17 protein-coding genes and 2 pseudogenes are annotated in these 18,137 nt (G+C 68.7%); 10 read left to right on the forward strand and 9 right to left on the reverse strand.

Going from position 1 to position 18,137, the window contains the following annotated elements; all coding sequences use genetic code 11:
- Positions 1-149: 149 nt before the first annotated feature.
- Positions 150-1,023: pseudogene (locus AB0G84_RS33890) on the forward strand (helicase associated domain-containing protein); the annotation flags it as partial.
- Positions 1,024-1,172: 149 nt separating this feature from the next.
- Here AB0G84_RS33890 and AB0G84_RS33895 read toward each other — a convergent pair.
- The gene (locus AB0G84_RS33895) at positions 1,173-1,766 is read right to left on the reverse strand and encodes an NAD(P)H-dependent oxidoreductase (RefSeq protein ID WP_361329726.1); all 594 of its coding nucleotides are present in this window, start codon (positions 1,764-1,766) and stop codon (positions 1,173-1,175) included.
- A gap of 455 nt (positions 1,767-2,221) precedes the next feature.
- Here AB0G84_RS33895 and AB0G84_RS33900 point away from each other — a divergent pair.
- Positions 2,222-3,030 (forward strand): IS5 family transposase gene (locus tag AB0G84_RS33900; protein WP_361329729.1). Its coding sequence is split into 2 segments (ribosomal slippage): positions 2,222-2,569 and positions 2,572-3,030, totalling 807 coding nucleotides; the frame shifts between segments, so codons are not numbered across the junction.
- A 23-nt stretch (positions 3,031-3,053) separates the two neighbouring features.
- Here AB0G84_RS33900 and AB0G84_RS33905 read toward each other — a convergent pair.
- The 3 genes from AB0G84_RS33905 to AB0G84_RS33915 form a co-directional block, all read right to left on the reverse strand.
- On the reverse strand, positions 3,054-3,449 hold the full coding sequence (locus AB0G84_RS33905) for a peptidase inhibitor family I36 protein (protein ID WP_361329730.1): 396 nt from the start codon (positions 3,447-3,449) through the stop codon (positions 3,054-3,056).
- A gap of 207 nt (positions 3,450-3,656) precedes the next feature.
- Positions 3,657-4,775, reverse strand: a complete 1,119-nt coding sequence (locus tag AB0G84_RS33910) for a helix-turn-helix domain-containing protein (RefSeq protein ID WP_361329732.1) — start codon at positions 4,773-4,775, stop codon at positions 3,657-3,659.
- A gap of 1,609 nt (positions 4,776-6,384) precedes the next feature.
- Positions 6,385-6,774: a hypothetical protein gene (locus AB0G84_RS33915; protein ID WP_361329733.1), complete on the reverse strand. Its 390-nt coding sequence runs from the start codon at positions 6,772-6,774 to the stop codon at positions 6,385-6,387.
- A gap of 847 nt (positions 6,775-7,621) precedes the next feature.
- On the opposite strand from AB0G84_RS33915, the gene AB0G84_RS33920 reads away from it, so the two are divergent.
- From AB0G84_RS33920 to AB0G84_RS33930, 3 genes are all read left to right on the forward strand, one after another.
- Positions 7,622-8,014 carry a DUF4440 domain-containing protein gene (locus tag AB0G84_RS33920; protein WP_361329736.1) on the forward strand — a complete coding sequence of 131 codons (393 nt, stop codon included), beginning with the start codon at positions 7,622-7,624 and terminating at the stop codon, positions 8,012-8,014.
- A 201-nt stretch (positions 8,015-8,215) separates the two neighbouring features.
- A complete protein-coding gene (locus AB0G84_RS33925) occupies positions 8,216-8,698 on the forward strand; it encodes an SAM-dependent methyltransferase (protein ID WP_361329738.1) in 483 nt (160 codons plus the stop codon).
- Positions 8,699-9,138: 440 nt separating this feature from the next.
- The gene (locus AB0G84_RS33930) at positions 9,139-9,369 is read left to right on the forward strand and encodes a hypothetical protein (protein WP_361329741.1); all 231 of its coding nucleotides are present in this window, start codon (positions 9,139-9,141) and stop codon (positions 9,367-9,369) included.
- A 58-nt stretch (positions 9,370-9,427) separates the two neighbouring features.
- On the opposite strand, the gene AB0G84_RS33935 is transcribed toward AB0G84_RS33930, so the two are convergent.
- Entirely contained in the window at positions 9,428-9,748 is a 321-nt protein-coding gene (locus tag AB0G84_RS33935) for a hypothetical protein (RefSeq protein ID WP_361329744.1), read from the reverse strand.
- A gap of 318 nt (positions 9,749-10,066) precedes the next feature.
- On the opposite strand from AB0G84_RS33935, the gene AB0G84_RS33940 reads away from it, so the two are divergent.
- From AB0G84_RS33940 to AB0G84_RS33950, 3 genes and pseudogenes are all read left to right on the forward strand, one after another.
- The gene (locus AB0G84_RS33940; RefSeq protein WP_361329747.1) at positions 10,067-11,020 is read left to right on the forward strand and encodes an RICIN domain-containing protein; all 954 of its coding nucleotides are present in this window, start codon (positions 10,067-10,069) and stop codon (positions 11,018-11,020) included.
- Positions 11,021-11,293: 273 nt separating this feature from the next.
- A pseudogene (locus tag AB0G84_RS33945) lies at positions 11,294-11,413 on the forward strand (oxidoreductase); the annotation flags it as partial.
- A gap of 166 nt (positions 11,414-11,579) precedes the next feature.
- Positions 11,580-12,014: an SDR family oxidoreductase gene (locus AB0G84_RS33950; RefSeq protein WP_361329750.1), complete on the forward strand. Its 435-nt coding sequence runs from the start codon at positions 11,580-11,582 to the stop codon at positions 12,012-12,014.
- A 69-nt stretch (positions 12,015-12,083) separates the two neighbouring features.
- Here the strand turns inward: AB0G84_RS33950 and AB0G84_RS33955 are convergent, their stop codons facing one another.
- The 3 genes from AB0G84_RS33955 to AB0G84_RS33965 all read right to left on the reverse strand — a co-directional run bounded on the left by AB0G84_RS33955 (position 12,084) and on the right by AB0G84_RS33965 (position 14,474).
- Positions 12,084-12,698, reverse strand: coding sequence for a TetR/AcrR family transcriptional regulator (locus tag AB0G84_RS33955; protein WP_361329753.1), 615 nt, complete (start codon positions 12,696-12,698; stop codon positions 12,084-12,086).
- Positions 12,698-13,546 carry an oxidoreductase gene (locus AB0G84_RS33960; RefSeq protein ID WP_361329756.1) on the reverse strand — a complete coding sequence of 283 codons (849 nt, stop codon included), beginning with the start codon at positions 13,544-13,546 and terminating at the stop codon, positions 12,698-12,700. The genes AB0G84_RS33955 and AB0G84_RS33960 overlap by 1 nt, the downstream gene beginning before the upstream one ends.
- 505 nt (positions 13,547-14,051) lie before the next feature.
- On the reverse strand, positions 14,052-14,474 hold the full coding sequence (locus AB0G84_RS33965; RefSeq protein ID WP_361329759.1) for a hypothetical protein: 423 nt from the start codon (positions 14,472-14,474) through the stop codon (positions 14,052-14,054).
- Positions 14,475-15,015: 541 nt separating this feature from the next.
- On the opposite strand from AB0G84_RS33965, the gene AB0G84_RS33970 reads away from it, so the two are divergent.
- Positions 15,016-15,621 (forward strand): hypothetical protein, encoded by a 606-nt coding sequence (locus AB0G84_RS33970; RefSeq protein WP_361329762.1) that lies wholly within the window; start codon positions 15,016-15,018, stop codon positions 15,619-15,621.
- A gap of 276 nt (positions 15,622-15,897) precedes the next feature.
- Here AB0G84_RS33970 and AB0G84_RS33975 read toward each other — a convergent pair whose 3' ends face one another.
- Positions 15,898-17,175 (reverse strand): MFS transporter, encoded by a 1,278-nt coding sequence (locus AB0G84_RS33975; protein ID WP_361329765.1) that lies wholly within the window; start codon positions 17,173-17,175, stop codon positions 15,898-15,900.
- A gap of 96 nt (positions 17,176-17,271) precedes the next feature.
- On the opposite strand from AB0G84_RS33975, the gene AB0G84_RS33980 reads away from it, so the two are divergent.
- Positions 17,272-17,724 carry a helix-turn-helix domain-containing protein gene (locus AB0G84_RS33980; RefSeq protein WP_361329768.1) on the forward strand — a complete coding sequence of 151 codons (453 nt, stop codon included), beginning with the start codon at positions 17,272-17,274 and terminating at the stop codon, positions 17,722-17,724.
- Positions 17,725-18,137: the final 413 nt, after the last annotated feature.

Here is an 18,137-nt window from a genome sequence, read left to right on the forward strand (position 1 = left end):
CCAGCGATCGTCCAAGTAGGGCTTGTACTCGTCGAGGACGGTGGGCGGTTTTGCCACTGGCCCTGGAAGAGATCTTCGGGGACACCAGCGTCGGCCAGACGCTTGACGGTGCGGTGGGTCATGTGGAGTCGGCGGCCGATCGAGCGCCGGCTGTCGCCTACAACGTCGAGACCACGGCCGGGTCCACCGACGCTGTTCCGCTGGGGCGGTGGGTGCACCAACAGCGCCGGGCACTGCGGGCCGGTGAACTCGACCCCCACCGCAAGGAGCTGCTCAACGAGGCCGGCATGGTCTGGGAACCCAGCGAAGAAGCCTGGGAGACCAAGCTCGCCGCACTCCGCTCCTACCGCCGAGCCACCGGGCACCTCACCCCCCGACAAGACGCGGCCTGAGGCGAAGGCGAGACGATGGTGCCCGACGGACAGCACATGGCCAACCTCCGCCGCACAGGCGGCCTCGGAAAGAACGCGGAACGGGCGGAGGAGCGCGCGCAGCAACTGACCGCAATCGACCCCCACTGGAACTGCCCCTGGCCACTGAACTGGCAGCGCCACTACCGCGTCCTCGCCGACCTGGTCAACGCCGACGGCGTCCTCCCCTACATCAGCCCGGCGTCACCTTCGAGGACGACGACCTGGGCAAGTGGCGGTGGCGGCAGCAGGAGCCGGGCACCTGGGCACAGCTGCCGGAAGAGCAGCGCGAGCGGCTGTCCGCGCTGGACGTGGGACCCGCTGAAGCCCCGCCTCCCACCCCGACGACCACACCCGTGACGAAGGCCCGAGCAAGACACAGCAGGCATTCCAACGCAGACTCACCGCCCTCACACAATGGACCGAGCGAGAAGACGCAGACAAGCCAGTGCCTCACGGTCACAGCGAAGAAATCAGCATTGACGGCGAGGCGGCAGTGAGGCGGAGCCGACGGTCGTGAACCTGAGCGTATGGATCTCCACCACCAAATCCAGGCGGGACAACTCACCCCGACCAGCAGGTCGCCCTCGCCGACCTCGGACTGGAACGGGCGGGGCAGCCGCGAACACGGCGAATGCGGCAGGCAGTCCGCGCCGAACCGGCGCACCACCTCCCGCACCAGACACCGCCTACCTCGTCCATCCAGAGCTACAGGCTCCACCCTCGGAAGGTCACCGCGGTACGGAGGGCTCGCTGGGTGTTTCAGGCCAGGAGTGCGGCTGCCTGCTGGCGTGCGTGGAGCAGCCAGGCTACGCGTTCTTCGTCGGCTGAGTCGGTGACGGTGCGGAAGACGGCCCGGCGCACGTCGGAGACGCCAACGTACGGCAGGACGCATGCTGTCCAGATTCTCTGCAGGGGGTCGCCGAACTCGCTGTCTTCCCGGTCGGCGGGCGTGTCGGAGGTGTTGAGCACGAGAGCCTTGCCTGCCTTCAGGAGCCCAGCGGGTTCGCCTTGCGCGGTGCCCAGCTTGTAGGCGACGCCAGGCGCGAGTACGCGCTGGACCCAGCCCGTAAGGACGGCGGGCGGCATGCCCCACCAGTTGGGGTGGACGAACACCATGGCATCGAGTGTGGCCACCTCGGTTCGGTGCAGGGCCACCTGCGCGTCGTGAGCGTGTGCTGCTGCCTCGACCGTCCCCGTTTCGTCGGCGGACAGCAATGGTGTGAATCCTTCAGCGCACAGGTCATGTGCCACTACCGTGGCCCCTCGCCCGCGCAGTTCTTGCACTACGGCGTCGGAGACCGCGTGGTTGAAGCTCCCCGGCCGCGGGTGTGCGAGGTACACCCCTATGCGCATCTTTCCCCCGGTTGACACGGACCTCGTCGGGCCATCGCAGGTGTGAGCCTGTGGCCGCCTCACACACAGCTGATCATCATTATCCGACAGTGGCGACGGGGTGAGGAACGGCGGGGCGGGGCACAGCGGCCGGTATCGGTGCGGCGGCGGATCCGGAGGCGTCGCCGGCGCAGCGGCGGCGTGCCTGATGCCAGGAGCGGGGCGGGTGGTGCTGCTCGACGGCGCCCTCGCCCCCGGGGGGGCCGGCTGACGCTTCGTCAGGCGCCTTCTTTGGTGGGCTTGAAGGGGCCAATCGCCGCTGCGCGGCTCCCGGCGTCTGCCGATCTTCCCTCGCCGGCCGGCGGGTGGTGAACCAGCCGGATCACCAGTGCACGGGGCCCCGGGACGTCATGGCAGGTCCCGGGGCCTCGCCTTAGACGCCGTTTCTGATGGCGTGATCGCTCGTTGAGCTGTGCATGGCGGATCTGGTTGAGCGGTTGGTGCCGGACGAGTTGTGGGTGCTGTTCCGGCGGGTGGTCCCGCCGACGGAGGTCATACGCCCGCAAGGCGGCGGCCGCCGACGAGCCGGTGACCGCGCATGCCTGGCAGCGATCATCTTCGTGGCCACCTCGGGCTGCACGTGGCGGCAGCTGCCGCCGGTGTTCGGGCCGGCCTGGCCCACCGTCTACCGGCGCTTCGCCCAGTGGAGCCGGGATCGGGTGTGGGCCAGGCTGCACCGCGTCATCCTCGACGAGCTCGGTGCCCGGGGCGAGTTGGACTGGTCGCGGTGTGCGATCGACTCCGTCAGCGTCAAGGCGGCAAAAGGGGGCCACTGACCGGACCGAATCCGACCGACCGCGGCAAGCCGGGATCGAAAATCCACCTCATCACCGACCGAAACGGCGTGCCGCTGTCGCTGGGCATCTCCGGCGCCAACATGCACGACAGCCTCGGCCTCAAGCCGCTCGTGCGCGGGATCCCGCCCATCCGCTCCCGCCGCGGTCCGCGCCGCCGGCGTCCGGCCAAGCTCCACGCCGACAAGGGCTACGACTACGACCACCTGCGGAAATGGCTTCGTGAGCGTCGCATCCGCCACCGCATCGCCCGCAAGGGCATCGAGTCGTCCACGCGGCTCGGCCGACACCGCTGGGTCGTCGAGAGAACGGTCTCCTGGCTGGCCGGATGCCAAAGGCTGCACCGCCGTTACGAGCGAAAGGCCGACCACTTCCTGGCCTTCGTCGGCATCGCCGCAGCCCTCATCAGCTACCGCCGACTCACCAACTAAAACAACGTCTTAGTCCACCAGGGTCATTTCACCCAGCGATGAGAACGAACGGTGAATCCTCCTCCATGGCTGTTCACGCTCTTTCCCTCGCCTTGCTTGATGAGGTAGAGGGGTTGCTTGTAGTTGGCCGCGTTGTAGAACCTGACGCCTTTGAAGCGCTTGCTGATCGAGTCGTTGAAGATGGATCGGGGGAGCTTGAAGGAGCACTTCACTGATCCCTTCAGCCAGTCGGGATCGTCTATGCTCCACTCGCACTTCTTTCCCTCACCGGCTGGCTTGGAATAGACGCAGAGGTTGCCTTGGTGACATGACCAGGGCGCGGCGGTGGATGTTGCTGCGGCAGCAGTTGCAGGGGTGGCCAGGGTCATGGCTGTCACTGCTGAGATGGCAATCGCCAGGCCTGTACTGGTCTTACGCATGCTTGTTCCCCCGGTGGGTTCGTGTGGGATGCGCTCTGAGCGTGTCAGGATGTCGATCTTCCAACGTAAGCATCGTCGGCGGGCATCACAACGATGCCAGGCGGAAACCGGACATGCCGCGCCGCATCGAGAGCGGGTGCGTCTGGCCAGGCCGCTGAGGTGGGCGAGTACGTCGTAGGACCCTCCGCGCTCACCCTCAGCCGCGGATCAGCTTCCGGTCTGCTCACGCTTTTGCGTCTGTGACGGTGTCGGGACGGTTGCCGGCCCGGTACCGGTCTGTGTGCGCGGAACGCTCGGTCTTGGTAGCCGAATCGCGGAGGTTGTCTTCTGCCCTGGGGCGGAGGCGGCGTCGGGCAAGTCAGCTGCACGGCGGCTCTGGGACCGGTAGTCCCTGGGTGCCATGTCGTAGGTGCGGCGGAAGGCGCGGGTGAAGTCGGCGTGGCATCGGAAGCCCCAGCGCGCGGCGATCGCGTGGATGGGCGTGGTCTGCTGGGTCGGATCGGTGAGGTCGCGGGCTGCGTGTTCGAGGCGTTGGTGGCGTATGCACGCCACGACGGTGCGCTGTTCGTGCTGGAAGAGGCGGTGCAAGTACCTGACCGAGATGTGGTGCGCGGCGGCGATCATGCTCGGGGCGAGCTGGGGGTCGGACAAGTTCTGGCGGATGAAGGACTGGATGCGTAGGGCTAGGGTCCGCTGTCGGGTTTCTGGTGGAAGGGCATGCTCGGCTTCGAGAGCCTGGGCGAAGAGTGCGTAGGCCAGATCGGCCAAGACCGCGCCCAAGCGTGTTCCGTCAGCGGGGGTCAGCGAACCCGAGTCCTTGACCAGGGTGGCGAGGCACTGGGTGAGCAGGGCACCGACGCCTTCCCGTCCCGACATCGGCTGGCCGAGCAACTGGCTAGACCGCTTGGGCAGCAAGGCCTTGGGGATGTCGATGCCCACGCCGGAGAACAGCCCATTGGCGTTGGTGGAGTAGAGATGGAAGGGCTGTGAGCTGTCGAACAGGTGCAACTCATACGGGGCGAAGGACGCGTTCCGGCCAGCAACCTCGACATGGTGAACCCCACGCACCGGGAGCGCGATGTGGAATTGCTCGGGGTCGGACCGGCGAATCAGTTGGGGCGTGCGGGTGAAGTGCAAGGGCTGGTAGACCGTGGGCCAAACCTGCACTGAACCGAGTTCAATGACGCGCTGGTACGCCCAGAACTCTGCAGCATGGTCGCTGTGCAGTTCCAACGGCGTGTGCGCCGAGCTGATGAGCTCGCACCAGGACCCGAACCGGTCTGCTCCCGACAGGTCTTCGCTGCGGAACACTGTTTCGGTGAGCATGTTCTCCCTTCCATGGCCCTCCGCTCAATTGCCGCCCTACGCCTGACCTCTTGCACACCCGCCCCACGGAAGCAAGCTGAGGCCGCCGCCCACCCGTCGAACCAGCCACCGCGCTGGAAGCCTTCGCGGTGCGGCCGGTGCCGCTTACCAAGGTGATCTGCCTACCAGGGTGGCCTGCTCCAGCGCGGGCTGATACGAGCCTAGCCCGTCCAGACAAGTGACGAGCCGCAATGCCAGCCGTGAGCCGTGAGCCGTGAGCCGTGAGCCGTGGGCTGGCTAGCGCGCAGTCATGGATGACACACCGATGCTGTGGTGCTGTGGTGCTGTGGTGCTGTGGTACATCGAACCCGATCAGGCATACGGCTGGGAGCGGATGGCGCTGATGCGGGTCACGGACGCGGCGGACACCATGGACATGGCTCCAGCTAATCGCCGCGTACTGCCAGAAGACCGGCGCGGCCATGGACACGCTGGTGTCGCACCTGCAGACCAGGCAGCCGCGCGGCCGCGCGGCCGGTCCGTGGGCCAGAGACCGGGAGAATTCGCTGGCATGCTGAGCGAAGCCTCTCCATGCTGAGCCATCCCTTTCCCGACTCAGATGACCAGGCGCTGCGCCGTCAATTCTCGTGAGGTCAGCAGCACGCAAAGGCACGCTGACTTCCGAGGACGCCCCGCAGAAGCTGTTGACCGAGGCACGCCTGCATGGCCTACGGGCCAGACTGTGTGACGACCTCGACGCCTGGAGGGCTACCTGCCGCCGCAGATGGCGGCCATGGTGCGGAAGGTGGCCGACGCCCTGGAAGTGCCGCAGCCAGGCCGCCGGGGCGGCCGACGGCGCCGGTGTGACGTCGGGTGCGCCGCATTGAGCGCGGGAAGCCTTCGGGCTCTGTCGGCCCCGGAGGCTTCATCGTTACCGCTCGCATCCTTGCCTGCGCGGTACGAGGACGAGGCTCTGCAAGGCGTACACCTGGTACGCCACGGCGATTCCGTCCTCGACGTGCCGGTCGGCGGGCCAGTGCGTGTGAAGCCGATATTGGCCAAGACACGGCCGGAGACCTGGCTGGCGGGGTGGCGCATGGCCTCCAGGCACTCCAGGCGGCAGTGATAAAGGCGAAGTCGACGACATGCCGGGCAGCTTCGGTGGCGTAGCCGATGTCCCAGTTGTCCTCACAGAGGATGTAGCCGAGGCACCCCTGGACGGGTTCGGCGGCGCAAGGCGACCCGGCCGATCAGTTCACCTTCAGCGGCGATGCCCCATGTCCACTGCCGGCGGGGCTCCTCGGTCGCCCGCGTGAAGACCGCACGGATCTTGGACGGGCACAGGGCCCCGCCGGTCCTGCGCCTCGCCGAGAGTGAGTGCCCGGCCGGTCCTGTAGCAGACCGAGGCGCCACTGCAGATACGGGTGAAGGCTGATGCGCCATCGGGTCACGTCACACAAGGTCACCATGCGGCGGCCAGCACCTCCACAGCGAGCCGGCCACGGGCCCGAGCCAGGCACACAGTGACGATGTCCACGAAATCAGGAAAGGACCACAGCCGGACGCCGCGCAGCACGACGGTGGTGCCCCTGACAATGCGGCCAGCTCCTCCAGCCGGTCGGTGATGGCGTCATAGGGGACGCGCGGTGGCCGGTCCAGCACCGGAACAGGGAGGCACCAGGCTCCAGATGTCGGCGGGCGGCTGGCGGGGATGCGGGTGCCGGCGGGGGGAAAGGACCGCGGTGGCGAACTCGGGGCGGTGGTGTGGGTGTGGGCTCCCCGGTGGGGCGCGGCGGCCGTCGCCGGGGCCGTAGGCGAGGGCGTAGGCGATGACGGCGGCGTGGCCGTCGTGGGTGACGAGGGCGTTGGTGAGCTGGACGTCGGCGTGGACCCAGCCGGTGGCGTGCAGTCGGGCGAGGTGCTGCGTCCAGGTGCGAGCGAGGCTCGCGAGCCAGGGGCGGACCGCGGCGCGGGCTGCTCTCCACCTGCCGCACGCGCATGAAGCGAACGGGGCAGCCACAGGCGCTGTCTACGGCGGTGTCAGTGCTGGTTTCGGCGACCAGGACGGGCTCGGCCAGGTCGAGGCCAGCTTCTCGCGCCGATCCTCGGCCTGCTGAGGGCGGGTGCCCGTGCCAGGGTGGTCCTTTTGCTGTCGCGGGCGCCAGCCGTTCGGCAAGCTGCCAGCCGGCCTGGGCGGTCAGCGGTGTGGTGCAGCCGACGTAGTGCAGGCGGCCGGAGACATCGAGTCGGCCCAGGAGCACGCCGACGGGCGAGCCGGCACGCTGATGGGCAGGCCAGCGGGCTGATGGGCGGGCCGGCGGGCCGGTCACACCCCGGATCACGGCTACTGTGGGTGTCGGATGCGCGCCTTGCTCCAGGTCCGACGGGTGCCGGGCCGGTAGGGCTAGTTGAGCTTCTTGGCGACGGTGCCTTCGAGGCCGATGTCGCTGTGCCCACTCGCGCGGCCAGCGTTCCGCCTCGGCCCAGTCCAGCGTCATCGGGCACAGCCTCCACGGCCGCCCCAGCCCTCCTCGGCGAAGCGCCGCTCCAGCCGTTCACGCCGCCCGGGTACGGCTGCGGCATCAGGTTCTCGCCCGCCAGTGCAGCACGTCGAAGGCGAAAACGCGCAGTTCGTGGAATCTGGGCCTCGAACACGCTGAAAGCTGTGTGTGCTGTCCAGCAAAGCACCCCGAGAATCCGGTTCACCGATGCGCTGTGGGACGGCTGTGTTCAGGAGGTGCTGGCTGCCACCTTGCCGCCGCGGCCAGGTAGGCCACCACCAAGGGCCGCTCGTCGTCCCGCCGGGCGGCTACCCCCAGGTGGGTCGGGGAGATGCCCGGCCGGTTCGGCTGTGCTAGGTAGTGACGATGGAACCCGACCTCGTGACCGACGAGCGACTTCGTGGCGTACTCGACGAGCTTGTCCGCAGGGAACCGCTCTTCCACCGACCCGAGTTCGGAACGACAAGGGCTGATTTCGAGACCATGACAGCGCCGGACTTCTGGGAGACAGGTGCCTCAGGACGGCGCTATAGCCGTGCGTACGTTCTCGATGTCCTGGAGGGGCGCTATGAGTCTCCGCCGGCCGAGGAGTGGGAGACGTCCGACTTCCACTGTCAGGAACTGGCCACGGCTGTCTATCTGCTGACGTACACCTTGGTCTTCAACGGACGGAGAACACGGCGGGCAACGATCTGGCAGCAGGGCGCCGACCGCTGGACGATTCGCTACCATCAAGCAACCGTGGTTCAAGATCCCTGAGTGGGGGCAAGGTCGCCCTCTACCTGGCAACGCTTCGGGAACGTCTGCACTGGAGCAGTTGACGCCTCTGGAGCCGGTCCGCGAGCGGCTGGACCGCCTCTGGCACGGTACGCGCGTACCGCATACCGACGTAGCGCAGGCCATCGGTACGGTGGGCCAACTCGACTGACTGACCGGCCCTTTGAGCGAGAGGCACTACACATGCCCGAGAACAGCACTCCTGCCGCGGTGGTTTCGGTGCCAGTGGGGTGGGTGGTCGGCGGCCGGGCGGAGGTCCGCGACGACGACTGGGGCAAGGAGACCGCGATCATCCGCCTGGACGCCGGCCAGTACGGCCCGGAGGCGGTGGCGGGCCTGGACACCTTCTCCCACCTGGAAGTCGTCTACCACTTCGACCGCGTCCCCACCGACAAGATCCAGACCGGGGCCCGGCACCCGCGCGGCAACACCGACTGGCCCCTGGTCGGCATCTTCGCCCAGCGCGGTAAGAACCGCCCCAACCGGCTCGGCGTCTCCCGCTGCCGCCTCATCAAGGTCGACGGCCTCGACCTGCACGTCCAAGGCCTGGACGCCGTCGACGGGACCCCCGTCCTCGACATCAAGCCCTACATGGCCGAGTTCGGCCCCCGCGGCCACACCACCCAGCCCGACTGGGCCACCGACATCATGCGCCACTACCACTAACCGCCCCCTTGCACGGGCAGCCGTACCCGCCCCGGCAACTATCGTGCCGGGGCGGGGTACGGGCCCAGGCTGCACAAGGGCTGGCGGTCGAGGGCGACGCGGGTGAGTTCCGCCTTGTTGCCGATGCCGCACTTGGATCGCACCCACTGGACGTACGTGTCGACGGTGTGCGGACTGATTCCGATGCGCCGGGCCACTGGCCGTGGAGCATCCCGGACGCGATGAACCGGAGCACCTGCTGCTCACGCGGCGACAGCCCTGGCGCCGAACGGCCGGCCACCGGCACCGGCGTGCGGCGGTCCACAGCCTCGTGCACCTGCCGCAGCACCTGGTCCGGGGCGCCCCAGCCCGCACCACGACGACATCCGACACGCTCCCGCACCACGCCAACCCATCCGACATGGCCTTGGCCAAGGTGTCCTCCGTCCTGCTCCCCCTCCTTGGCCAATACCGCCCAGGCCGCCGCCGACGCCACCTACGCCATGCGCAACACCGCCGACCACGCCGCCCTCGACACCGCCCACGCCCACACCCACAACGCCGCCGAAGAACCGTCCCCGCCGCCGGCGACCTCTTCACCGCCGCGAAGGCCAACGTCGACGGGTCACCGGGAAATCCGCGTGTTCCAGCAAGGAGCGATCGTCCGATACTTCGCTTTGAGCGAGCATTGAGGGTGAGCGCGGACGGACCGCCGGCCGAGGCGCAGGCCAGCGGTCCGCTCCACCGGGGCTACGACTCCGTGATGATCTTCACGGTCTCCACGTCGCCCCAGTTGCAGTAGGCGTAGGTCTTGCCGCGCCCGGCCTGGGTGCTGCTCGATCCCCACCCACCCAGGGTGCAGTCCACCTCCACGTGCCAGTAGTAGGTACCGCGCCCGGTGCACTGGCCCCAGCCGTTCGTCAGGTTGCGGCCCTTGCTGCAGCCATGGTCGGACGCGACGGTGCTGACGCCTGACGACGGTGCCGCGAGGGCCGGGGCGACGGCAAGGCCCCCCAGCAGGAGAGCACCGGACGCACTGACGGCCGCCTTGCGCAGAACGCGAGATGTCATGCGAACTCACATCCTCGTATCGGTGTACGAATCGGGGAGCCCTATCGTCGAGGCCGGCGTTTTCGCCCATCAACGCCTTCCCGCTGTTCCGAACAGTTCCGAACGCGCGCCGTTCGCCCATCTTCCCCACCCCGGCATCCGACCCCGCGCCCCGAACAGCGCGATTTGCTCTTGTGTGTCCAACTCACGCCTTGCGAGCCTGTCCGGTGTTCCGAACACGCGAGGAGAAAAAGGGGGTGGGCGGACATACCCGACGAGCGGCCACCCGATCCCCGGCAGGCCAGGACACCAAGTGAGTTCGTCCTGGTGATGCGGGCCATGAAGGACCTGTCCGGTCTGACGTACCGGCAGCTGGCCGTGCGCGCCGAAGAACGCGGCGACGTGCTCCCCGCCAGTACCCTTGCCGGTACGCTCAGCCGCGGTTCCCTCCCTCGCTCTGAGGTGGTGGAGGCTTTCGTCCGCGCCTGCGGCGGCTCTCCGCAGGACGTCGAACGCTGGCTGGGGGCCCGCCGCGACCTGACCCGCGGCGATCCCCACACCACCGCCCCCGAGGACACCACGGTGGTGGGCGACACTGACGCAAGCCGCGCTCACAAGCGGGATCCGCTCCCCGAAGAGGGGAAGGGTACGGGCCCGAGATGGTCGGCACCCGGTCGTCTCATCGGCGGCGCCTCCCTGGCGCTGCTGGCCGTAGTCGGCGGCTCTCTGGCTGTCACGAGCCTCACCGGGGACGAAACAGCCCCGGCACATGTCACGAGTGCGGCTTCCCCCTCCACCACGCCCCGCCCTGCGCTGTCCGGTCCCCAGCCGGGCGTCTACCGCATCCGTTCCGCCACCTCGTCGCTCTGCCTGTCCGAACGGGAGGGGGAAAGCGGCGGCCGCGTCTACCAGGCCACCTGCGCGAAAGCTGTCCCGGTCTACTCCGTGGAGCCGGTTGAAGACGGCGCCTACCGGATCCGCTCCCTCCACCCAGTCTTCGGCTACGGCTGCCTTGGCGTGACGGGCGGGAGCACACGCGCAGGTGCCCAACTGATGGACGATTACTGCGGCCACCGCGGAAGCGCCGAACGCTTCCAGCTCCACCCCGCCGGCCGCGCCCGCTACCGCCTTGTCCCCGCCCACACCGGCGCCTGCGCCTCGGTCCCCGATGGCTCACCGACGGAATGGACCCCAGTGGTCCAACTTTCCTGCCGCCCAGACGACCCAGGCCAGCTCTTCCTCTTCGACAGCCGCCCCCCACCCACAGCCATCCCCACCATCACCAGCAACTGACCTGAACATGCGCTCACCACGCCTCCACTCGCCAACACAACGTCTGCCGCTGCCCCGCTACCGCGACCGGTGCCGGGGCCAGGGCCGGGTCGATGAGGTGTGACGTATCAACAACGTGGCCCCGGCCGGAAGTCGCCGGCCGGATCCACGTGGTTCGCGGAGGACGTGAACATCCCCTCACCGACGCAGCGGACCTCGGGCAACGACAATGCGTACACCTGGTACGCCACAGCAGTTCCATCCTCGCCGGGCCGGTCGGAGGTGCCAGTGCGAGTGAACCCGACTTTCGCCACCGCTCAGCCACTGGCGGGATGCGGTGCCCTGGTCACCGGTGGATCGCGCGGTACCGGCCGCGCGATCGCCCGCCGGTTGGCCGCGGACGGCGCCACGGTGGTGTGTTCACCTGCCACACGCAGTCCGAGGCGGCCGACACCTTGGTCGCCGAGATCGCTGGGCTGAACGGCAGGGCGTACGCAGTCCAGCTCGATCTTGCCGTCCCGGAGCAGGTCGCCGACGCGTTCGCCGCGGCCGACGGAGCGGACGGGTCATCACCCTCTCCATGGTGGGCACGCATTGGCCCAGCCCGGGCGAGGCCCTCTACGCTGCCAGCAAAGCTGCCGTCGAACAGATCACCCGTGTCGCATCCCGCGAACTCGGCCACAGGGGCATCACGGCCAACACCCTCTCGCTCGGCCCGACCGACACGGGCCTCCTCAGGGCTGGCGTCCATCCGGACGAAGAGCGCGATGTGGTTCAGCCGCAGCCGCCGGTACCAAGGCCGCACGCTCCTCTTCCGCAGCCACCTCACGCCGGTCCTCCTACGGGATCGCGAACTCCAGTACGTGAAGTGGGAAGGCACCATCTGGCACAGCACCCGCACCGACGACCTCATGGGGGAAGAAGTCGCGAAGAAGCGCCGAATCCGCTCGCCTGGCGACCGTTGAACGCGGACAGAAGCAGGGTCGAATTAGTCGTGAACAGAGCCAGCCGGTGAAGCGCCTTGGACGGTGGGGTACAGAAGCACTTGATCCGGTTCTGCGCTTCACCGTCCATGCCAGATGCCTCAGGTGGTCAGGCCGGCGCTGATCAGCCAGATGTGTTCGCAGGTCGCAGAGGCCTGTTGCAGGTTCTCACCGCACTCCTGCGAGGCGTGGTAGAAGGTCCGCTCGATCATCCAGCACAGGGCGCGTGCCATCGCTGAGGCTTGTTCGGGTTCGGTGCCGGCCTGAATGCCGGCTCGTTCGAGGACGGCGGTGATGGCTGTGATGAACAGGTCGGCCGTACGGCTCCACAACTCGCCGATCTCCGGCACGGTCAACGACAGGTCGATCGCTGTGCGCATGACCAGGCCGTGCTCATCCCACAGCTCGACCGTGCGCCGCATGGCTGCTGCGATGGCCTGGCGCGGGTCGTCGGCCTCTGCGGTGGCCCGGGACCGTTCCCACAGGTGCTCGACGGTCCGGGCCACGAGTGCCGTGACCACTTCTTGCTTGGAGCCGAAGTAGAAGTACAGGGCGCCGCGTGTGATGCCGACGTCCTGGGCGATGTCGCCGACGGTCATGGCGTCGTAGCCCTTCTCCGCCAGCAGGGCTTCGCAGGTGTCCAGAATGGCCCGCTCTCGGACATCGCCCTTGCGTTCGGTGGTGCGCCGGCTCCGCGTGGGGTGGTGGCCGGCCATCAGAGCTGGGCGCCTTCGGCGAAGTCGGTTGTGCGGGAGAGCGTCTCCCATGCGCGGATGTCCTCGTCCACGGCGGTACGCGCCGCGGTGACCAGTCGCAACGCGTCCGAGCCCAGGACGAGGTGGGCCGGCGGCTGGTCGACCGACGCGATGTGCACGACGGCGTGCCCGGCCTTGGCCGGATTTCCCAGCTGGTTCCCGCTTGCCTTCTGCCGCGCTTCACGGATGGGGGCGAACAGCTCGTCGTAGTCGTCGATGGACCGCGCGGCGCGTGTCATGGACCGCCCGGCCCAGTCGGTGCGGAAGGAGCCGGGCTCGATCGCCGTCACGTGGATCCCGAACTGTGCGGCTTCCTTGCCCAGTGCCTCCAGGATGCCTTCCAGGGCGAACTTGCTGCCGCAGTAGGCGGACATGCCGGGCACGGCCATGAGCCCGCCCATGGAGGTGACGGCCATCAGGTGCCCGCGGCGGCGCCGGCGCATGTGGGGCAGCGCTGCCTGCAGGGTAGACACTGCACCGAACACGTTGACCTCGAACTGGCGCCGCACCTCGGCCAGCGGAGTCTCCTCGAAGGTGCCCTCCAGGCCGTAGCCGGCGTTGGCGACGACGACGTCCAAAGCGCCGACGCTCTGCTCCACCTCCGCGACCACACCCGAGACGGCGTCGCCGTCCGTCACGTCCAGGATGCGGCCGTGAGCGTACCCAGGTCGGAGCGCTTCGAAGGCCCGCAGGTCTTCCTCGGAGCGGACCGTGCCGACGACGGTGTGCCCGGCGGCCAAGGCGGCCTGCGCGAGGGCACGACCGAGGCCCGTGCTGACGCCGGTGATGAGCCACTTCTGTTCCTGCATCGCTCCTCCAGAGAAGCCCCGGAAGGAGCTGGACTGCTCCCTCACCGCAAAGTCTACACAACGTCGATTTTTGTCGGCGCCGTGTAGATTTTGGTGGTGGTTCACGGCATCGTGTCGAGCTGATCAAGATCCGGCCCTCACCGAGCCCGGGGCCCGGTGGGGCGCGCCGCTGTGAGCGCTGGCCGGTGATCGGCGGGTGAATCCCCGCGCCCCCACACCCGTGCGACTCCTCCTGGTCAGCCGGGGAGGAGAGCCGCCCCGCTGCCGCAGGGGCTCGACCTCCAAGGCGCCGTCCCCGACTTCGTCGACGATGCAAGGAAGCCCTGCACAAAACCCGGAATCACACGTAAGCAGCGTCGGGAACACCGGCGGGAACACCGGCGGCGGTAGGACCGTGCAGCACCGCGCCCCGGCACCTTGGGTGCCGGGGCGCTCTCCTGAGAAGCGATTCGGTGCGCGGTCGTGGGCAGTAGTCGTGCCGGCTGTCCACGGCCGCGCTGCCGGCTCAGCGGACGTGCACCGTCGCCACGTCAGAGGCGTGCAAGCGCACGGGATTCTGGTCGTGCGGGCTGGTCAGGCCGTACAGCACCGCACGGAATTGCAGGTTGCCGCGGCGCGCGGACGTGCCGTGTGCAGTGACCCGTGCGTCGCCCTTGACCGCGGCGCTGCAATTCTCCTGGTGCCACCCTTCGCCGAAGCCCTTCTCCTCCAGGCACAGCTGGTGCAGGTAGCCGGCGCTGTCATCGTTGCCGTACGCCTTGACCGTGATGGTCTTGCCGACATGCGCCGTGTGCGGCGCCGTGATGTCCACAGCACCTTTGGCGAACGCCGGCGCTGCGGCCAGGGTGACTGAGGCCAGACCCAGCGCACCGATCACAGCCACCCGGCCGCCCCGCGCCTTTAACCCGGCCTTCTTCGTCCTGGTCATGGACTTCCCTCCCATGGATCTCCCCACTTGGTGAGACCCACCCGTTCGCGAAGACGCCCGGTGCGCCTCGCTGCCTATCCAGATGAGCAGGCCGCCCCGCGCGTTGCCCCTCGCCCGACGCCGTTACGAATTCACGACATCACCTGCTAACCAGGACCTGATCCCAATAACAGCCACCAAAGCCCTTCTTGGGAACGGTAGCCCGCCTAACCTGAGCGTTCTGATAGGAACGAGCGCTTCGTGAGCGGGTTCGGGGCGTAGGAGGACCCGTACTCCCGTACTGCCCTTGGCGCTCGGGGCTGATGTCGTTGCCAGCCAGAAGCGGCCCGGAAGAGCGTGCTTCTCCGCCTCCGCCTTGAACCGGTGGGCCGAGGTTCGCGGTAGGAGCAGCAGACCGATGCCGTAGGCCGCCACCGTAAGTGCAGGCCGTGGGTGGAGGATCTGCTGCTCGCCGGCTTCGCCCGTCGCCTGCTGGGTGGGTGGCCCTCTCCCGGCAGGCCTCCGCTCGTGGTCCCCGCGGGCTGAGCAGGCGACGCCTGAGATGGCCGACGTACTGCCGGTGCCGTCAGCGGTCGCCGTCGGGCTCGCCCGGGCGCACCGGCAGCGCGAGGGCTTTCACTGCCGCCACGAGACGTGGACGTCTCAGCTGCAGGCTCTCGATTCCCATGTGGACCAGGAGTTGGCGCAGTTGTGGCGGGACCTGGCGCTCCTGGCCGAGGAGCACGATCCGGTCGCGGTGGAGGGGCTGCGGCACAGTGTGGAGAGGCAGGCCCGGCTGCGGCTGTGGGCGCGGTCGCTGGAGTGGCTGTTGCTCCTGGGGCGCGAGCTGGACGGCCTGGACGCGGCGCTCACCGTTGCGCTCGCCGGCCAGCACGCCACTGTCCGGCAGGCGGTCGGCCGGTGCTGCAATAGCCCGGTCCTGCCCGTGCAACTGCGGGACGCCGCGAGGGGGCGGGTCCGCTCGAAGAACGGCTGCTGGACATCGTCTCCGCGTCGGTCGACGCCCGCCGGGCCGACTTCCCGCGGCCGTTGTCCGCGCCGTCGGCTACCTGGCTTGCCGATCATGATCTGGAGGATCTCGTGCGGGGGGCTACCCGTCGCGCGGTGGCCGACTTCGCCAGTTGCACGGAGGATCTCGCGCCGCTGAGGAGGAACACCTCACCGCGACGCTACTGGCCGGTCTCGTAAGCGAGTTCGCCGCCCTGCCCTCCCGCACGCGGCGGGCCGGCGTCGCCGGCCCGCACCTGCGGGTCGGCAACCGCACCGTGACCAAGAAGGAAGAGCGAACGAGCGGCGCCGACATCGGTGTCGTCGTCGACGTGCGCGTGCCCGGCGCGCTGCAGCTACGGACGGGCGATCTCATCCAGGTGAAGAAGTCACCCCGCCGGGCCCGGACACGCCGGACGGGAAGACCGCTGGACCATCAAGCGCCGTCAACTGCACGATCTGCTGCAGCGGCCTTGGCGGTGGGGGCCGGGGTGCTGTGTCGTGTGAAGGCCCACATCACAAGCCCGAGGCAGCTGAACGCGGCACCCAGTGCGCATACGGCGCCCCAGCCGGCCACCGTGTAGAGGGCGGTCGCGGCGATGGCGCCGATGGCGCTGCCGATCGAGTAGAAGACCATGTATCCGCCGATCAGCCGGCTGCCCGCGTCCGGGTGCAGCGCGTAGATCAGGGTCTGGTTGGTGACATGGACCGCCTGCACGGCGAGGTCGAGAAGGACCACCCCGACGACCAGGGACCAGAGCGAGCTGCGGGTGAAGGCCAAGGGCAGCCACGAGGCGGCGAGCAGGGCCAGGGCGATGCCGGTGGTCCGCCGGGAGAGTCCGCGGTCGTTCAGGCGGCCCGCCACGGTTGCGGCCAGGGCGCCAGCGACACCGATCAGTCCCAGCGCCCCTATCGCGCTGTGGGACAGGAAGTATGGGGCCTCGCTGAGCGGCAGCGCGACGCTGCTCCACAGCGTGCTGAACGCGGCGAAGATCAGCAGACCGAACAGGGCCCGGAGCCGCAGCAGTCGTTCCCGTGCGAACAGGGTGACCGTGGAGCGCAGGAGCTGTCCGTAGCGCAGGGTCGTCGGCGGAGCGGCACTGTGGCGCGGCAGCACTCGGTACAGGACCAGGGCGAGCAGAGCGGTGAGCGACGCCGAGGCGAGGTAGACAGAGCGCCAGCCCGCGAGATCGGCCATGAGGCCGGATACGGTGCGGGCGAGCAGGATTCCGATGACCACGCCGCTGGTGACCAGGCCGACGACCCGTCCGCGCCCGGTGGGTGGGGCCAGTGATGCCGCGAAGGCCATCAACGTCTGCGTGACGACCGCGAGAAGACCCGTCGCGGCCATGCCCGCGAGCAGGATCACCGCCGTGTGGGCGGCGGCTACCACGGCCAGCGCCACCACCAGGAGCAGTAACTGGGCCACGATGAGCCGTCTGCGGTCGGCCACGTCACCCAGCGGCACGAGGAAGAAGAGTCCCAGCCCGTAGCCGACATGCGTGAGGGTGACCACGCTGCCGACAAGTGCCGGGCTCATGGCGAGGTCGTGGCCCATGGTCACCAGGAGCGGCTGGGAGAAGTAGACGTTGGCCACCGCGGCCCCGCAGGCGACGGCGAACAGCATGACGACGCCACGGGACAGGACGAACGTGGAGCCTTCCTCGTTTCGGGCCTCGGTCCGTCGAGTTACAGCCTCACCGTTGCCGGGCATCAGCACACCTCCGCACACCTGGTTTCATCTTGCTACCAATGGCGACGGTAACTTTCTTGGTAGCATGTTGCAACCATCGTGAGAGTGAGGGACGCCATGGTGACCAGGACGCGCTTCGACGGCAGTGAATGCCCCGTCGCCCGGTCGGTGGATGCGATCGGCGACTGGTGGTCCCTACTGATCGTGCGGGACGCCTTCGACGGAAGCCGGCGCTTTGGGGAGTTCCAGCGCAGCCTCGGCGTGGCGAAGAACATCCTCACCGCGCGTCTGCGCACCCTGGTCGCCGGCGGTGTCCTCGAATCCGTCCCCGCATCGGACGGCAGCGCCTACCGCGAGTACGTACTGACCCCGAAGGGCAAGGCGCTCTTCCCCGTCATCGTGGCGCTGCGGCAGTGGGGCGAACAGAACTTCTTCGCCCCCGGCGAACCGCACTCGCAGTTGGTCGACCGCCGACAGGGAGATCGCCTCCGCGCACTGGAAGTGCTCTCTGCGGACGGGCGACGACTGAACCCCGACGACACCATCGTCCACAAGATCTCCACCCAGTGATCTGAGCCGGAGCCGGCCGCCTTCGTGACGGCGTTCTTGATGGCGCCGCCTTCGGCGGTGAGCTCCAGGGAATCCACGTCCGTGCGCGACTCCTTCAGGGCTCCCAGCGCCGTCACGTCGGTCGCCGTCACGTCGGTCGCCGTCACGTCGGTCGCCGTCACGTCGGTCGCCGTCAGGTCGGTCGCCGTCAGGTCGGTCGCCGTCAGCCGTCGTCCGGGGCCCGGCCTCCGGCTCTGAGCGGCCGGGGCCAGGGACCATCTCCTGGCGCGCGGCGACGTCGTACGCCCGGTGAGCCGCTTCTCCTGCACCACTGCGCTGGCGAGGACGGCGCGGTCGTGGCGCAGCGAGACACGGGGAGCGGGGGTGTGGGTATTCCACGGGTGTGGGCAGGGTGTGTCGTGTGGCGCTCCTGG

Source organism: Streptomyces sp. NPDC020742 (assembly GCF_040641675.1).
Classification (GTDB): Bacteria; Actinomycetota; Actinomycetes; order Streptomycetales; family Streptomycetaceae; genus Streptomyces.

What these genes read in the sequence shown, in the direction of transcription:
- AB0G84_RS33895 (WP_361329726.1), bottom strand. Translation starts at nt 1,766, where the DNA reads ATGCGCATAGGGGTGTACCTCGCACACCCGCGGCCGGGGAGCTTCAAC.
- AB0G84_RS33980 (WP_361329768.1), top strand. Translation starts at nt 17,272, where the DNA reads ATGGTGACCAGGACGCGCTTCGACGGCAGTGAATGCCCCGTCGCCCGG.
- AB0G84_RS33960 (WP_361329756.1), bottom strand. Translation starts at nt 13,546, where the DNA reads ATGCAGGAACAGAAGTGGCTCATCACCGGCGTCAGCACGGGCCTCGGT.
- AB0G84_RS33920 (WP_361329736.1), top strand. Translation starts at nt 7,622, where the DNA reads ATGGAACCCGACCTCGTGACCGACGAGCGACTTCGTGGCGTACTCGAC.
- AB0G84_RS33925 (WP_361329738.1), top strand. Translation starts at nt 8,216, where the DNA reads ATGCCCGAGAACAGCACTCCTGCCGCGGTGGTTTCGGTGCCAGTGGGG.
- AB0G84_RS33910 (WP_361329732.1), bottom strand. Translation starts at nt 4,775, where the DNA reads ATGCTCACCGAAACAGTGTTCCGCAGCGAAGACCTGTCGGGAGCAGAC.
- AB0G84_RS33965 (WP_361329759.1), bottom strand. Translation starts at nt 14,474, where the DNA reads ATGACCAGGACGAAGAAGGCCGGGTTAAAGGCGCGGGGCGGCCGGGTG.
- AB0G84_RS33970 (WP_361329762.1), top strand. Translation starts at nt 15,016, where the DNA reads ATGGCCGACGTACTGCCGGTGCCGTCAGCGGTCGCCGTCGGGCTCGCC.
- AB0G84_RS33905 (WP_361329730.1), bottom strand. Translation starts at nt 3,449, where the DNA reads ATGCGTAAGACCAGTACAGGCCTGGCGATTGCCATCTCAGCAGTGACA.
- AB0G84_RS33955 (WP_361329753.1), bottom strand. Translation starts at nt 12,698, where the DNA reads ATGGCCGGCCACCACCCCACGCGGAGCCGGCGCACCACCGAACGCAAG.
- AB0G84_RS33935 (WP_361329744.1), bottom strand. Translation starts at nt 9,748, where the DNA reads ATGACATCTCGCGTTCTGCGCAAGGCGGCCGTCAGTGCGTCCGGTGCT.
- AB0G84_RS33975 (WP_361329765.1), bottom strand. Translation starts at nt 17,175, where the DNA reads ATGCCCGGCAACGGTGAGGCTGTAACTCGACGGACCGAGGCCCGAAAC.
- AB0G84_RS33950 (WP_361329750.1), top strand. Translation starts at nt 11,580, where the DNA reads ATGGTGGGCACGCATTGGCCCAGCCCGGGCGAGGCCCTCTACGCTGCC.
- AB0G84_RS33940 (WP_361329747.1), top strand. Translation starts at nt 10,067, where the DNA reads ATGAAGGACCTGTCCGGTCTGACGTACCGGCAGCTGGCCGTGCGCGCC.